14 protein-coding genes are annotated in these 14,189 nt (G+C 71.3%); 10 read left to right on the plus strand and 4 right to left on the minus strand.

What is annotated here, in order from left to right; translation table 11 throughout:
• Positions 1-16: 16 nt before the first annotated feature.
• A complete protein-coding gene (locus BKE41_RS00165) occupies positions 17-1,297 on the plus strand; it encodes an O-acetylhomoserine aminocarboxypropyltransferase (RefSeq protein WP_012322638.1) in 1,281 nt (426 codons plus the stop codon).
• A 203-nt stretch (positions 1,298-1,500) separates the two neighbouring features.
• Here the strand turns inward: BKE41_RS00165 and BKE41_RS00170 are convergent, their stop codons facing one another.
• Positions 1,501-3,288, minus strand: a complete 1,788-nt coding sequence (locus tag BKE41_RS00170) for an acyl-CoA dehydrogenase C-terminal domain-containing protein (RefSeq protein ID WP_024827931.1) — start codon at positions 3,286-3,288, stop codon at positions 1,501-1,503.
• 300 nt (positions 3,289-3,588) lie between these two features.
• On the opposite strand from BKE41_RS00170, the gene BKE41_RS00175 reads away from it, so the two are divergent.
• Both BKE41_RS00175 and BKE41_RS00180 read left to right on the plus strand, forming a co-directional pair.
• Entirely contained in the window at positions 3,589-6,834 is a 3,246-nt protein-coding gene (locus tag BKE41_RS00175; RefSeq protein WP_070998228.1) for an SEL1-like repeat protein, read from the plus strand.
• Positions 6,835-6,973: 139 nt separating this feature from the next.
• Positions 6,974-7,411, plus strand: coding sequence for a DUF3429 domain-containing protein (locus BKE41_RS00180; RefSeq protein ID WP_012322641.1), 438 nt, complete (start codon positions 6,974-6,976; stop codon positions 7,409-7,411).
• A 37-nt stretch (positions 7,412-7,448) separates the two neighbouring features.
• Here BKE41_RS00180 and BKE41_RS00185 read toward each other — a convergent pair whose 3' ends face one another.
• Positions 7,449-7,679: a hypothetical protein gene (locus tag BKE41_RS00185; RefSeq protein WP_012322642.1), complete on the minus strand. Its 231-nt coding sequence runs from the start codon at positions 7,677-7,679 to the stop codon at positions 7,449-7,451.
• A 186-nt stretch (positions 7,680-7,865) separates the two neighbouring features.
• Between BKE41_RS00185 and BKE41_RS00190 the strand changes: the two genes are divergently transcribed.
• From BKE41_RS00190 to BKE41_RS00200, 3 genes are all read left to right on the plus strand, one after another.
• Positions 7,866-8,558: an autoinducer binding domain-containing protein gene (locus tag BKE41_RS00190; protein WP_245295872.1), complete on the plus strand. Its 693-nt coding sequence runs from the start codon at positions 7,866-7,868 to the stop codon at positions 8,556-8,558.
• A 174-nt stretch (positions 8,559-8,732) separates the two neighbouring features.
• Positions 8,733-9,356, plus strand: a complete 624-nt coding sequence (locus BKE41_RS00195) for an acyl-homoserine-lactone synthase (RefSeq protein WP_012322644.1) — start codon at positions 8,733-8,735, stop codon at positions 9,354-9,356.
• A gap of 2 nt (positions 9,357-9,358) precedes the next feature.
• On the plus strand, positions 9,359-9,538 hold the full coding sequence (locus BKE41_RS00200; protein WP_012322645.1) for a hypothetical protein: 180 nt from the start codon (positions 9,359-9,361) through the stop codon (positions 9,536-9,538).
• Between the two features lie 78 nt (positions 9,539-9,616).
• Here BKE41_RS00200 and BKE41_RS00205 read toward each other — a convergent pair whose 3' ends face one another.
• Positions 9,617-10,831, minus strand: a complete 1,215-nt coding sequence (locus tag BKE41_RS00205) for an NADP-dependent isocitrate dehydrogenase (RefSeq protein ID WP_012322646.1) — start codon at positions 10,829-10,831, stop codon at positions 9,617-9,619.
• 206 nt (positions 10,832-11,037) lie between these two features.
• Here BKE41_RS00205 and BKE41_RS00210 point away from each other — a divergent pair, with 206 nt between their 5' ends.
• Complete coding sequence (locus BKE41_RS00210) at positions 11,038-11,823, plus strand: RNA methyltransferase (RefSeq protein WP_043072874.1); 786 nt, start codon at positions 11,038-11,040, stop codon at positions 11,821-11,823.
• Here BKE41_RS00210 and BKE41_RS00215 read toward each other — a convergent pair whose 3' ends face one another.
• Entirely contained in the window at positions 11,824-12,009 is a 186-nt protein-coding gene (locus tag BKE41_RS00215; protein ID WP_053620404.1) for a hypothetical protein, read from the minus strand.
• A 127-nt stretch (positions 12,010-12,136) separates the two neighbouring features.
• Between BKE41_RS00215 and ccmA the strand changes: the two genes are divergently transcribed.
• The 3 genes from ccmA to rpsT all read left to right on the plus strand — a co-directional run bounded on the left by ccmA (position 12,137) and on the right by rpsT (position 14,018).
• A complete protein-coding gene (gene ccmA / locus BKE41_RS00220) occupies positions 12,137-12,775 on the plus strand; it encodes a heme ABC exporter ATP-binding protein CcmA (RefSeq protein ID WP_012322649.1) in 639 nt (212 codons plus the stop codon).
• The gene (gene ccmB / locus BKE41_RS00225; protein ID WP_012322650.1) at positions 12,772-13,440 is read left to right on the plus strand and encodes a heme exporter protein CcmB; all 669 of its coding nucleotides are present in this window, start codon (positions 12,772-12,774) and stop codon (positions 13,438-13,440) included. The genes ccmA and ccmB overlap by 4 nt, the downstream gene beginning before the upstream one ends.
• Before the next feature lie 311 nt (positions 13,441-13,751).
• Entirely contained in the window at positions 13,752-14,018 is a 267-nt protein-coding gene (gene rpsT / locus BKE41_RS00230; protein WP_012317029.1) for a 30S ribosomal protein S20, read from the plus strand.
• Positions 14,019-14,189 lie beyond the last annotated feature (171 nt).

Genomic DNA, 14,189 nt, shown 5'->3' on the forward strand with positions numbered 1-14,189 from the left:
CTGAGGAGACCCGACGATGTCCGACCGCCTGCCCGGCTTTAACACGCTGGCGATCCACGCGGGTGCCGCCCCCGACGCGGCCACCGGCGCACGGGCCACGCCGATCTACCAGACCACCAGCTTCGTGTTCGACGACGTCGACCACGCCGCGTCGCTGTTCGGTCTTCAGGCCTTCGGCAACATCTACACGCGGATCACCAACCCGACGAACGCCGTGCTGGAGGAGCGCATCGCGGCGTTGGAGGGCGGGACCGCCGCCCTGGCGGTCGCCTCCGGCCACGCGGCCGAGTTTCTGACCATGCACGCCCTGATGCAGCCGGGCGACGAGTTCGTGGCCTCGAACAAGCTGTACGGCGGCTCGATCAACCAGTTCAACCACTCGTACAAGAACTTCGGCTGGTCGGTGGCCTGGGCCGACAACGACGACCCCGCCTCCTTCGAGGCGGCGATCACGCCGCGCACCAAGGCGATCTTCTGCGAATCGATCGCCAATCCCGGCGGCGTCATCACCGACCTCGCGGCGCTCTCGCAGATCGCCAAGAGGCACAACATCCCGCTCGTCGTCGACAACACCATGGCGACGCCGTACCTGATCCGACCCTTCGAGCACGGCGCCGACATCGTGGTGCACTCGGCCACCAAGTTCCTCGGCGGCCACGGCAACTCGATCGGCGGCCTGATCGTCGACGGCGGCACGTTCCAGTGGGCCGGTGACGCGCGCTACCCGATGATGAGCCAGCCGCGGCCGGAATATTCCGGCATGGTGCTGGCCGAGACCTTCGGCAATTTCGGCTTCGCCATCGCCTGCCGTGTGCTGGGCCTGCGCGATCTCGGGCCGGCGCTGTCGCCGTTCAACGCCTTCCTGATCCTGAACGGCATCGAGACGCTGCCGCTGCGCATGCAGCGGCACTCCGACAACGCGCTGACGGTAGCCAAGCACCTGTCGACGCATCCGGCGGTGTCGTGGGTGAGCTATCCCGGCCTGGAGACCGACCGCTACCATCAGCTCGCGCGGCGCTACACGCCGAACGGCGCCGGCGCCGTCTTCACCTTCGGGCTGAAGGGCGGCTACGACGCGGGCGTCAAGCTCGTGTCGAGTCTCCAGCTGTTCTCGCACCTCGCCAATATCGGCGACACCCGCTCGCTGATCATCCACCCGGCCTCGACGACCCACCGCCAGCTCACCGACGCGCAGAAGACCGCCGCGGGCGCGGGACCCGACGTGGTGCGGCTGTCGATCGGCCTGGAGGATCCGGCCGACCTGATCGACGATCTCGACGCCGCTCTCGGGGGCTGACGAGCCGACGCCGGACGGCCCGGCCGCGCCGAGACCGGCGATCGCCGCGAGGCGACCGCGGCGGCGCGTCCGGGCTCGACGTCGCCCGCCGCCCGGGTTTCGCGGCGTGCGCGATGTTCGCTGCGCGGGCGACGACGGTGCCGGCGGAACGAAGCTGACGCCGCCTCGCCGGCCGTCGCGTGTGGCGCGACGGCCGGCGAGGCTCAGAAGGCCTCCGCCTCCAGCGCCATGGTGCTGTCCGCACCGGCCTTGATCCGGCCGAGACGCAGGGCGGTCTCAGGAAGCATCCGCTCCATGAAGAACCGGCCGCTCGTCAGCTTCGACTCCCAGCGCGGGGAGGGTGCCTCCGCGTGCTTGGCCTGGGCTGCCTTGGCGATCCGCGCCCACATGTAGCCCAGGGCCACGAGGCCGAAGAGGTGCATGAAGTCGGTGGCGCCGGCCCCGGCATTGTCGGGCTTGCTGAACGCGTTCTGCATCAGCCACATCACGGCGCCCTGGAGGTCGTTCAGCCCGGCCTGGAGCGGCTTGGTGAACGGCGCCATGGCGGGATCCTCGCCGTGGTCCTTCAGGAAGGTCTGAACCTCGCCCAGGAAGGTCATCATCGCCCGGCCGCCGTCCTTCGGCAGCTTGCGGCCGATCAGGTCCATGGCCTGGATGCCGTTGGCGCCCTCGTAGATCATGGCGATGCGGGCGTCGCGCACGAACTGCGACATGCCCCATTCCTCGATGTAGCCGTGGCCGCCGAGGAGCTGCTGGGCCTCGACCGCGTTGGCGAAGCCGCGATCGGTGAACACGCCCTTCACCACCGGGGTCATCAGGCCGAGGTGGTCGTCGGCGGCCTGCCGCTCCTTGGCGTCCTCGGAGCGGTGCAGGATGTCGGCCTGGAGCGCGGTCCAGAGCATGAGGGCCCGGGCCGCCTCGTTGAAGGCGCGGATCTGCATCAGCGTGCGGCGCACGTCGGGGTGGACGATGATCGGGTCGGCGGCCTTCTCGGGCGCCTTGGCGCCGGTCAGAGCCCGGCCCTGCAGCCGGTCCTTCGCGTAGGCGGCCGCGTTCTGGTAGGCGACTTCGGACTGGCCGAGGCCCTGGACGCCGACGGCGAGCCGCGCCTCGTTCATCATCACGAACATGGCGTTGAGGCCGCGATTCTCCTGGCCCACGAGCCAGCCCGTCGCCCCGTCATAGTTCATCACGCAGGTGGCGTTGCCGTGGATGCCCATCTTGTGCTCGAGGGAACCGCAGGACACGCCGTTGCGCGCCCCGAGGGACCCGTCGGCGTTCACGAGGAATTTCGGCACCACGAAGAGCGAGATGCCCTTGGTGCCGGCGGGCGCCCCCTCGATCCGGGCGATGACGAGGTGCACGATGTTCTCGGCGAGATCGTGCTCGCCGGCCGAGATGAAGATCTTGGTGCCGGTGATGCTGTAGGAGCCGTCGCCGTTCGGCACGGCCTTGGTCTTGAGCAGGCCGAGATCCGTGCCGCAATGCGGCTCGGTCAGGTTCATGGTGCCGGTCCACGCGCCCTCGACCATCTTGGGCAGGTACAGCGCCTTCTGCTCCTCCGAGCCGTGGACCAGCAGGGCCGCCATCGCGCCCTGCGTCAGGCCGGGATACATGCCGAAGGCGAGGTTCGCGCCCGAGGCGAATTCCTGGATCGCCGTGTTGAGGGTGTGGGGCAGCCCCTGGCCGCCATAGGCCTCGGGCACCGACAGGCCCATCCAGCCGCCGCTGGCGTATGTGTCGTAGGCGGCCTTGAATCCGCTCGGCGTGCGCACCGTGCCGTCGGCCTCGCGGCGACAGCCCTCGACGTCGCCCGTGCGGTTGAGCGGGGCGAGCACCTCCTCGGCGAGCTTCGCGCCCTCGCGCAGGACGGCCTCGACCACGTCGGGCGAGGCGTCGGCGAAGCCCGCCAAGTTGTCCCGGGCGTGGAAGCCGAGGACGTCGGTGAGCAAGAACAGCGTATCCTCGACCGGAGCGCGATACTGCGGCATCTCTGGCTTCCCCCGTCTGGTGCGGGCCTGTCGGAACGGCCCGCCGCGTTGGCCGCATGTAAACGCCACGCTGCCCGCGGAGCAACGGCTCCGCCCGCCCATCGCGCGACACGCGCGGCCGTTCCTCGCAGCGGGTTGGTCGCAGCCATTACCGGGCCCAGCAAACCTTAACTTCGTGTTTACCAAGAAAGTTAATGGTCACGCTCGAACGATCCGACGCGTGCGTCCGTGGATACCGAATTCCGGTCCCGCTCTGCGCCGAGGAAACGGACGCCGAACGCTGCCGACGACAGGCCACCGATGACCCGCAACGCGATGCCGCAGCTCGACAGTTTCGATCCCGAGGTGCTCGACGCGGCCCGCGACGTGGCGGCGCGGGCGGGCGTGCCGCTCGAGACCTGGATCGCGTCGGTGGTGCCGCAGCAGCAATCGGCCGGCCAGGGCAATCGCCGGCACCGGCGGCGTCACCGCGCCGAGCAGCTCGCCCTCGGCGGGAGCCGGCCCGAGGCGTCGGTCGAGCGATCCCCGCCGCCGGCCTCGCCCGATCACCGGCCTCACGGCACGGCGCAGGGCGCCGACGGCTACGGCGACGGCATCGCCGCTCTGATGGACCGCCTCGACGGCCTCGACCGCGCCCTCGACTACGAGCGGCGCGCCGCCCAGGAGGCCGAGGCGCGGCGCCTCGCGGAGATCGAGTCGCGCATCGAGCGCGCCCTGAAGGCGGCGCCCGTCCAGCAGGTGACCGAGCGGCTCGGCGACATCGAGCGCCGCATGTCCCAGCTCGGCGAGCAGGTCGCCGCGACCCGCCAGCCCGGCCGTCGCCCGCGCCCCGCCGCCGCCGACATCCGCAGCGCCGTCCAGGACATCCGCCAGCGGCAGCGCGAACTGGCGCAGAGCGCCGAGGCGGCGCCGGCCGCCGCTCCGGCCGATGGTGGCGTTGTCGCCAGCATGCGTCTGGACCTCGCCCGCCGGCTGGAGGCGCGGATCGAGGAGGGCGTCGCCCCGTCGACCGCGCTGCTCGAGCTCCAGGAGGAGACCACGCGCCTGCGGGAGGCGATCAACCAGTTGGCGACGAGCCGGGATATCGGCGCCCTCGAGCAGGCCGTCGTCACTCTCGCGAGCGGCATCGAGCGCGCCCAGGCGGGGACCGATCTCACCGCCATCGCGGTGCCGATCGAGCAGGTCCGGGCTCAGGTCGAGCGCCTCGCCGAGGAGGTGGCCGAGAACGTTCACAGCCGCGTCGCGGAGGATGTCCGGCGCCTCGCCGAGCGCCTCGACACCGCGGCCGCGACCGGCGCCGCCGGCCCGGATGACCACACGCTCGCGGGCCTGTTCGCCGAACTCGAGGAGATCCGCCGCCAGATCGGCGCGCTCGCCGGTCCGGAGCGAATCCAGGGCCTCGCGCAGAGCCTGCAGGCGGTGAGCGCGCAGATCGCCCAGCTGCAGCGGACGGCCGCCGCTCCGGATCTGCGTCCGCTCCTGGAGGAGATCCGCAGCGACGTGAAGATCGCCGCGCCTGCGGCATTGGCGGAGCAGATCCAGGCGCTCGCCGAGAAGGTCGACGTGCTCTGCGCGCGGGACGACTGGTCCGAGCGCGCCGGCGAGGCGAGTGTCGCCCGCTCGGGCGACATGGCCTCCATCCACGCCATGCTGCGCAGCCTCGCCGAGAAGGTCGATCAGGTCGGCACCCGCTCCGAGCAGGAGGGCCTCGACGCCCTGGAGCGGCAGGTGGTCTCCCTGGCCGGTCGCCTCGACGCGCCGCACAGCGCCGATCCGGCGCTGGCCGGGCTGGAGCGCACCATGGGCGACCTGCTGCGGCAGGTGACGGCGCTCCGGGAAACGGCACCGAGCGAGGCTGTGGTGGAGCGGGCCGCCCGCAACGCGGTCGCTCAGACCCTCCAGACGTCCGGCCTCGGCACGGCCGAGTCCGGGGAGATCGGCCTCCTGCGCGCCAGCCTCGCGGACATGCAGGCCCGGCAGGTTGCCTCCGATCAGCGCCTCGGCGCCACCCTGGAGGGTGTGCAGTCGGCCCTGGAGCGACTCCTGGTCCGGCTCGGCCCCGCCGAGGCCGTCCCGGCGCGGGCTCCGTCCCTCGACGAGCGACTGATGTCGTCGACGAGCCCCGAGGTGGCGCTCGCGCCCGTCGAGGCGCGCCCCAAGCCGCGGCGCGACGGTGCCGAGGCATCCCGCCTCGCCGACGACCTGCTGGAGCCCGGAAGCGGCCGGCCGCCGCGCGAGCCGCGCTCGGCCCGCGAGCCGTCCGCCCGCCGGCCCGCGCAGGAGCGTCTCGGCGACGTCGCCGCCGCGCGGTCCGCGGCCGATGCCAAGTCCGAGACCGACATCAAGACCAGCTTCATCGCCGCGGCGCGCCGCGCGGCTCAGGCCGCGCAGGCGGAGCTGGCCGCCGAGGCACCGGCCGAGCGCCGGGAAGCCAGGGGCGACCGGGTGGCGGCCCTCCAGGGTGCCGCGACCGGACGCCTCGGCCGCCTGCGCGCCGAGATCGACCGCCGGCGCCGACCGCTGCTGCTCGGCCTCGCCGCCATCGTGCTGGCCCTGGGGGCGCTCCAGGCGATCACCATGCGCGGCGCGGACGAGCCGCGGCCCGCGGCTCCGACGAGCCAGGTGGCGCCGTCCCGCGGGGATGCGGCGACTGTCCAGAGAGACGCTCCGGACGTGTCCAAGGATGCGGTCAAGGAGAGCGCGGAAGCGAAGCCGGCCCCGGCCGATCCCACGACGACCCAGGCCTTGCCCAGCCCCGTTCCCGCGGAAGCCCGGCCCAACGCCAAGTCGGCGGTGCCGCAAGTCTCCGGGATGAACACCCTGCAGGCCGAACTCGGCAACCTTCCGCCGGCGCTGGCCAAGGTGAAGCTCGCCGCCCTCGACGGCGACGGCGCGGCGATCTGGGACCTCGCCACCCGCGAGGCCGACGGCCGTGGCATGCCGCGCGACCTGTCGATCGCCGCCAAGCTCTACGAGAAGTTGGCCTCGGCCGGTTACGCGCCCGCCCAGTACAAGCTCGCGGGACATTACGAGAAGGGCTCGGGCGTCGTTCGCGACCTCGACAAGGCGAAGCTCTGGTACGGCCGCGCGGCCGAGCAGGGCCACGCCCGCTCCATGCACAATCTGGCGGTGCTCTACGCCGAGAACCCGGCCGCCAACGGTAAGCCGGACTTCGCCTCCGCGGCCTCGTGGTTCCGCCAGGGCGCCGAGTTCGGTGTCCGCGACAGCCAGTACAATCTCGGCGTCCTCTACGCGCGCGGCCTCGGCCTGACGCAGGACCTGATCCAGTCCTACGCGTGGTTCTCCGCCGCCGCGAGCCAGGGTGACGACGATGCCGGCAAGAAGCGCGACGACGTGGCCAACAAGCTGAGCCCTGCCGATCTCGCCAGCGCCAAGAGCCTCGCGGCGAACTTCAAGCCGCGAAAGATCGACGCGGCGGTCAACGAGCCGCCCGCGCCGAAGCTGCCGGCCAGCGCGCCGATGTCCCTGCTCGGCGCGCCGATGCCCGGCGCCGTTCCGTTCACGGCCCCGCCGCGTCGGAGCTGAGGCCGGTCTCGGCGCGGGGCTCGGCCGCGGCTCCGACCTTGACCGCCACGCCGCGATGCGGGAACGCTGCGGCAGGGCGGCGTCGGACCGGGGGTCGGATCGCACGGGTCGCCAACCCTTGCCGATGCCCGGAGGATGGATGGCGCACCGGAACTCTGTCCCGCTCGGCGCCATCGTCCTCGGTGTCGCCGGGCTCATCCCGTTCCTGGGCTTCGCGGCCCTGGCGGTGTCGGGCACCGACGGCGGCCTGAGCAGCATCGGCCTGTCGCCCCGCACCATCCTGTCGGCCTACGGCGCGGTGATCGCCTCGTTCCTGGGCGGGATCCGTTGGGGCGCAGCCGCGGCGCGCAACGCCGGCAACGGCGATTATCTCGTGGCCATCGTGCCGTCCCTGGTGGCCTGGGCCGCGATGGCCGCGCCCGCGCCGTGGGACCTGCGCATCCTCGGCGGACTCGTGCTCGCCTGGGGCCTCATCGATCAGGATCTGCCCCGCCGCGGGCTCGCGCCCCTCTGGCTCGGTCGCCTGCGCCTGGTTCTCTCGGGCGTCGCCGGGGCCGCGCTCCTCGTGGCGGCCTGACGGGTCGCGCGAACCGGCAGCCGCGCGGCGAGCGCCGTCAGGTCTCGCGGCTCATCTCGCGCAGGAGGTTCAGGACGGCGTTGCGGCGCGCCGGCGACTTGATCGAACGGAACAGCGCGGCGACTTCCGCGCAGTCCCGCGCGTCCTGATCCGCCGCGGTCTCGTCCGGCCGGTCCGGCTGCAGAAAGTAGGTCGGACAGACGTTCAGCGTGGCTGCGATCCGTTCCAGTAGCCAGCGTGTCGTCGGCGGGGTCGCATCGTCTGTCATACCGTTGAAACTCGCACTCCGCCCGCTGGACCGATTTGAACGGCAGAGCTTTCCGCGGACAGCCTAGCCTTTCAGGGGCGACGATGCCATCCTCAGGTTGCGTTCGACTCATCATTTGTCGCAGTGCGTGCATCAATTTCGAGTTAGGGCATGCCGCATTCTAAGCACCTGGACAGGACCTTCAGCGTGTTGCGCGACCTGGAACGTGCGGCCACGCCCGACGAGATCGCGCGGCTCCTGGTCGAGGCGTTCAGCCGCTACGGAGTCTCGTACATCATGGCCGGGATCGTCCCGGACCCCGGCCTGCCGAAGCGGCGGCACGCCGGGTTCGTGCTCGCCAGCACCATGCCGGAGGGCTGGGCCCGCCGGTACGTGACGCAGGGCTACGCGCTTCACGATCCCACGGTCCGGCGGCTGTGCACCACGGCGACGCCCTTCGACTGGAGCGCCGTGCTGCCGGATACCCCGACGGCCGGGCGCGTCATGAACGAGGCCGGTGAATTCGGCATCCGCGCGGGCATCACGGTTCCGTTCGTGACCCTCGACGGCGAGCCGGGCGGGATCAGCGTCTCGGGGGAGCGGATCGAGATCGATCCGGCCGAGCGCGTCGCGGTCAACCTCGTGGCGACCTACGCGGTCGGTCAACTGCTGCTGATGAACAGCCGGCCGGCCGCCCCGGCGCCGGCGCGCCTCTCGCCGCGGGAGCGCGAAGCCCTGCAGTGGGCGGCGGAGGGCAAGACCGACGTCGAGATCGGCATGGTCATGGGCATCACGGCCGCCGGCGTCGACTACCATCTGCGCTCGGCCCGCGCGAAGCTCGACACCGTCAACCGCGCCCACACCGTGGCGCAGGCGCTGCGGTCCGGTCTGATAACCTAGAGACCACGCCACCCGATCCGCGCCCGTCTCGGCTAACACGGGCGGACGTGTTCCGGATGGCAGCAAGTCCTTGGTGCCACAGCAGGGCGGGCTCACAGACCCTACGGTTTCTCGTAGTACACAGCCCTCGGTGAAACGACGAAAACTCGCGTCAGACCAACGTGAGGTTTTCCCGTGATCCATATCGTCACACCCGCCAACGCGGATCGCTATGCCGACGCGATGGAGCAGGCTTGGCGCCTGCGCCACGCCATCTTCGTCGGCGAGAAGGGTTGGAGCGAGCTGGCCCGTCCGGACGGCCGCGAGATCGACCAGTTCGACACGCCGCACGCGGTCCACTTCCTCGCTATGGAGGACGACACTGTCGTCGGCTACAGCCGACTCCTGCCGACCACGCGCCCGCATCTCCTGTCGGACGTGCTCCCACAGCTCTGCGAGGGCGAGCGGCCGGTCGGACCGCAGATCTGGGAATGGACCCGCCAGGGCGTCGCCCGCTCGCACCGGGCGAAGGGCCGCGTCGTCAATCCGGTCTCGATCGCCCTGCTCACCGGGATCGTCGAGTGGGGCCTCGCCCACGGGGTCCACAGCCTGCTGCTGCAGATGCCAACCCTCTACATGATCCACGTCATCCAGCTGCATTTCCGCCCGCAGCCGCTCGGCCTGCCGGTCCAGATCGCCGGCGAGGAGATCATGGCGGCGACCGCCCGGTTCGACGCCCGCACCCTGGCCAAGCTCCGCGCGGTCCGCGGCGACAGCCGCTCGGTCCTCGTCTCCGAACCCGCTTACCTGGTGGCCTGACCATGATCTTCGACAGCAAGGATACCGCGCTGGACGCGCTCGCCGCGCAGTGCCTGCGGGTTCGCGAACTCATCGACACGGTCGGCGATCCGCTGATGCGGGCCGCCATCGATCTCCTGCTCCTCGAGGTCGCCCGGGCCCTGGCCCAGAATGGACCGCAGGACCGCGCGAGCGGCGCCTGAGGCGCCGGCGGCAGGCGGATACGGGAACGGCGGGCGTCCCGTAGGACGCCCGCCGCTCTCCACGTTGTGGCTAATGCCTCAGACGCCCATCGCGGTTTTCAGGTTCTGATCGACCTTGTCGAGGAAGCCGGTGGTCGAGAGCCACTTCTGGTCCGGCCCGACGAGGAGGGCGAGATCCTTGGTCATGTAGCCGGCCTCGACCGTGTCGACGCAGACCTTCTCCAGGGTGGCGGAGAACTTCGCCAGATCGTCGTTGCCGTCGAGCTTGGCGCGGTGCGACAGGCCCCGGGTCCAGGCGAAGATCGACGCGATCGAGTTGGTCGACGTCTCGCGGCCCTTCTGGTGCTCGCGGTAGTGGCGGGTGACGGTGCCGTGGGCGGCCTCGGCCTCCACGGTCCGGCCGTCCGGCGTCATCAGCACCGAGGTCATCAGGCCGAGCGAGCCGAAGCCCTGCGCGGCCGTGTCCGACTGCACGTCGCCGTCGTAGTTCTTGCAGGCCCAGACGTAGCCGCCCGACCACTTCAGGCACGAGGCCACCATGTCGTCGATCAGACGGTGCTCGTAGGTGATACCGAGCGCCTTGAACTTGGCCTCGAACTCGTCCTCGTAGACCTTCTGGAACAGGTCCTTGAAGCGGCCGTCATAGGCCTTGAGGATGGTGTTCTTGGTCGACAGGTAGACCGGGTACTTGCGCGCGAGGCCGTAGTTCATCGAGGCGCGGGCGAAGTCGATGATCGACTGGTCGAGGTTGTACATCGACATGGCGACGCCGGCCTCGGGGAACTTGAACACCTCCTTCTCGATGACCGTGCCGTCATCGCCCTCGAACTTGATGGTCAGGCGTCCCTTGCCGGGCACCTTGAAGTCCGTGGCGCGGTACTGGTCGCCGTAGGCGTGGCGGCCGATCACGAAGGGCTGGGTCCAGCCGGGCACGAGGCGGGGCACGTTCTTGCAGATGATCGGCTCCCGGAAGATCACGCCGCCCAGGATGTTGCGGATCGTGCCGTTGGGCGAGCGCCACATCTCCTTGAGACCGAATTCCTGCACCCGCTGCTCGTCGGGGGTGATGGTGGCGCACTTCACGCCGACGCCGTGGCGCTTGATCGCCTCGGCGGCGTCCACCGTCACCTTGTCGTTGGTGGCGTCCCGGTGCTCGACGCCGAGGTCGTAGTACTCGAGGTCGACGTCGAGATAGGGGTGGATGAGCTTGTTCTTGATCTCGGCCCAGATGATCCGGGTCATCTCGTCGCCGTCGAGCTCGACGACGGGGTTCGCTACCTTGATCTTCGCCATGGACCGCTGCCTTCCCGCGTTGTCCCCGCGCACGGCATGCAAGGGCCGTGCGGTCGTTGTCCCGGGAGACCTGTGGGGCGCCCCGGGCCGGAATCGCCCCGCGACATAGCGCGGCCCTTCCGGCGACGGAAGGCGCGCGCTGTCATCCGGGCGGCATCGTCACTCGCCCCTCGACGGGCGCGGGCTCGCCGTGCCAGACGGCCGCCATGACGAGCCGAGACGCACAGGGCGACGCCCCCGAGGTTGCCCCCAGGAAGGTCACCGAACTGCCGCCCGGGATCGCCCCCGCGGTGATCCTGGTGGAGCCGCAGCTCGCCGAGAATATCGGCATGACCGCCCGGGCCATGGCGAATTTCGGCCTGTCGGAGCTGCGCCTCGTCAACCCGAAGAACGGCTGGCCCAAGAAGGGCGTCCGAGAGGCGGCCTCGGGCGCGACGCACGTCCTGGACGCGGCCGCGATCTACGGCAGCGTGGCCGAGGCCATCGCCGACTGCCAGTACGTCCTGGCGACCACGGCGCGCGAGCGCGGGCAGATGAAGCGTGTCTTCGCGCCCGAGGAGGCCATGGGCGAGCTCGTGGCCCGGGAGGGGCAGCGCACCGCGGTGATGTTCGGCCGCGAGCGGGTCGGGCTCACCAACGACGAGGTGTCGCTCGCCGACGCGATCGTCACCTTCCCGGTCTCCCCAGACTTTCCCTCGCTCAACCTCGCGCAGGCCGTCCTGCTGGTCGGCTACGCGTGGCGGCAGGCGAGCGGGCGGGCGCAGCTGCCCTTCACGGGCGAACTGCTCTCGCCGCCAGCGAACCGCGAGGCGCTGATCGCGCTCTTCGGCAGCCTGGAGTCGGCGCTCGACGGGGCTGGCTTCTACCCGCCGGAGAAAAAGGAGATCATCGCCCGCAACATGCGCGACATGCTCCACCGCATGAGCCTGACCGAGCAGGACGTGCGGACGTTCCGCGGGGCGCTGCGGGCCCTGACGCGGAAGGGCGGCTGATCAGCCGGAGGCCGGCTTCATCTCCGGCGGCTTGCCGCCGCCGAAGCAGCGGCCGACCGCCTCCCAGAACGCCGTCCGCTCCTCGGGCGTGCACTGCGCCATGCGCGCCTCGACCTTGGCGCGTCCGGCCACCGCGTCGGCTGTCGCGGCCACCTCGGTCTCGCTCGGGTTCCTCGCCTCGGCCATCGGCAATCCTCCGTTGCAGAACGAAAGCGCAGCTGAGCCGTGCAGTTCCGTTCCGCGCCGCGATCGGGCATGGAGTCGGCGATTCGCGGAGCGGCCGCGCGGTGGCGGAACGAGGGCGGGGTATCGGGTGCGGCTCAGCGTGGACAATCTGGCCTGCCGCCGCTCCGGCCGCCGCATCTTCGCCAACCTGTCCTTCGCCCTCGGACCCGGCGACGCCCTCGCGATCACCGGGCGGAACGGCGCGGGCAAGTCGAGCCTCCTCGCCATCCTCTCGGGCCGACTGCGGGCGGATGCCGGGCGGATCGACGTCGCCGATGTCGGCGAGGCGAGTCTGCCCGAGTGCCTCCACGCCGTCGGCCACCGCGACGGGCTGAAGAGCTCTCTCACGGCGGGCGAGAACCTCCTGTTCGCCCAGCGGCTCCTGGGCGCGCCGCGTCTGGACCCGCGCGCCGCGCTGGAGCGGCTCGGCCTCGGCCACGCGCACGACCTGCCGGTGGCCTATCTGTCGGCGGGTCAGCGGCGGCGCGTGGCCCTGGCGCGGCTGCTGGTCTGCGCCCGCCCGCTCTGGCTCCTGGACGAGCCCACCGCCGCCCTCGACACGGCCTCGCAGGCGGTGCTCGCCGAGCTGATGGAGGGCCATCGGGCCGGCGGCGGCCTCGTGATCGCCGCCACCCACCAGTCCCTCGGCCTCGCCGGCGCTGCGGAACTGCGCATCGAGACCGCCGCCGCGGCACCGGTCGCGGACCTTCTGGAGGAGTGGGCGTGATTCGCGCGGTCCTCGCCCTCATCGCCCGCGACCTGCGCCTCGCCGGCCGGGTCGGCGGGTCCGGCGCCCTGTCGCTGGTCTTCTTCCTGATGATCGTCGCGCTCGTGCCCTTCGCCCTCGGGCCCGATCTCAATCTGCTGTCGCGGATCGGCCCGGCGATCCTCTGGCTCGCCGCCGTGCTGGCGACGCTGATCGGCCTCGACCGCCTGTTCCAGGCCGACGAGGAGGATGGCTCCCTCGACCTGATGACCGCGGCACCGGTGCCCCTCGAACTGGTGGTGCTCGGCAAGGTCGCGGCGCACTGGCTGACAACCGGACTGCCGCTGGCGCTGGCCGCGCCGCTCTTCGGCCTGCTGGTGGCCCTCGACGGCACCGCCATGGGCGCGACGTCCCTGACGCTTCTGGCCGGCACGCCGGCCCTGAGCTTCATCGGCGCGGTGGGCGCGGCGCTCACCGCCTCGATTCGCCGGGGCGGCCTGATCCTCGCCGTGCTGGTCCTGCCGCTGATGATCCCGACGCTGATCTTCGGCGTCTCGGCCGCGCAGGCGGCGAGCGGCGGGACGGTGCCGTTCCTCGTGCCGCTGGCGGTGCTGGCGGCGCTGACGCTGATCGCCGCCGTGGTCGGGACGCTGGCGGCGGCGGCGGCTCTGCGCTGGCCGGAATAGCCGACGCTCTCTTGCATGAAGCGGCCAGCGCTCGTCATCGTCCCGGCGATGCTGCCTCGCGCGGCCGGACGTCTTCGCTGAAGCCTGCCGAATGCTTCCCGGCTCCCGGGCCGAGGCCGAAGCCCGCGCTCCGGATTTGCCTCCGAGCGCGTTGACGCGCGGCGCCCCCCTGACTATAGAAGCCGCTTCGCCGAGGGGCCGCGCTTTCGCGCGCGCTGCGTCTCGGCCATCGCCAGACAACCTGACGCGACGACCGATTTCCGGCCCAGCCGGCCCGTCGGCATCGCCCGACGAGAAACACGAGGACGTACATGGCCAACACCGCTTCGGCCAAGAAGATGACCCGCAAGATCGCCAAGCGTACGGCGATCAACCGCTCGCGCCGCTCGCGCATGCGGACCTTCGTCCGCAAGGTCGAGGAGGCCATCGCCAGCGGCAACCAGCAGGACGCGCTGGCCGCCCTCCGCGCCGCCGAGCCCGAGATGATGCGCGCCGCCCAGCACGGCATCGTTCACAAGAACAACGCTTCGCGGAAGGTCTCGCGCCTCGCCGCCCGCGTGAAGGCGCTCGCCGCCTAAACCGCCACGCACCACCGAGACGGTCTCGAGCCCGGCCTTCGCGCCGGGCTTTTTCGTGCGCGCTGTCCGGGCGAGCCGCGCGCCGCCGCCTCGTCCCGGCACGAAAGCGTTAACCCTGTCCAAGAATCAACGTGATTGCAGAGTCCAGAAACGGCGTGTAGCTTAACAGAA

The sequence above is a fragment of the Methylobacterium sp. C1 genome (assembly GCF_001854385.1).
Classification (GTDB): Bacteria; Pseudomonadota; Alphaproteobacteria; order Rhizobiales; family Beijerinckiaceae; genus Methylobacterium; species Methylobacterium radiotolerans.

Excerpts from the sequence above, each read along its gene's own strand:
- BKE41_RS00165 (WP_012322638.1), top strand. The coding sequence starts at position 17 with ATGTCCGACCGCCTGCCCGGCTTTAACACGCTGGCGATCCACGCGGGT.
- BKE41_RS00170 (WP_024827931.1), bottom strand. The coding sequence starts at position 3,288 with ATGCCGCAGTATCGCGCTCCGGTCGAGGATACGCTGTTCTTGCTCACC.
- BKE41_RS00175 (WP_070998228.1), top strand. The coding sequence starts at position 3,589 with ATGACCCGCAACGCGATGCCGCAGCTCGACAGTTTCGATCCCGAGGTG.
- BKE41_RS00180 (WP_012322641.1), top strand. The coding sequence starts at position 6,974 with ATGGCGCACCGGAACTCTGTCCCGCTCGGCGCCATCGTCCTCGGTGTC.
- BKE41_RS00185 (WP_012322642.1), bottom strand. The coding sequence starts at position 7,679 with ATGACAGACGATGCGACCCCGCCGACGACACGCTGGCTACTGGAACGG.
- BKE41_RS00200 (WP_012322645.1), top strand. The coding sequence starts at position 9,359 with ATGATCTTCGACAGCAAGGATACCGCGCTGGACGCGCTCGCCGCGCAG.
- BKE41_RS00205 (WP_012322646.1), bottom strand. The coding sequence starts at position 10,831 with ATGGCGAAGATCAAGGTAGCGAACCCCGTCGTCGAGCTCGACGGCGAC.
- BKE41_RS00210 (WP_043072874.1), top strand. The coding sequence starts at position 11,038 with ATGACGAGCCGAGACGCACAGGGCGACGCCCCCGAGGTTGCCCCCAGG.
- BKE41_RS00215 (WP_053620404.1), bottom strand. The coding sequence starts at position 12,009 with ATGGCCGAGGCGAGGAACCCGAGCGAGACCGAGGTGGCCGCGACAGCC.
- rpsT (WP_012317029.1), top strand. The coding sequence starts at position 13,752 with ATGGCCAACACCGCTTCGGCCAAGAAGATGACCCGCAAGATCGCCAAG.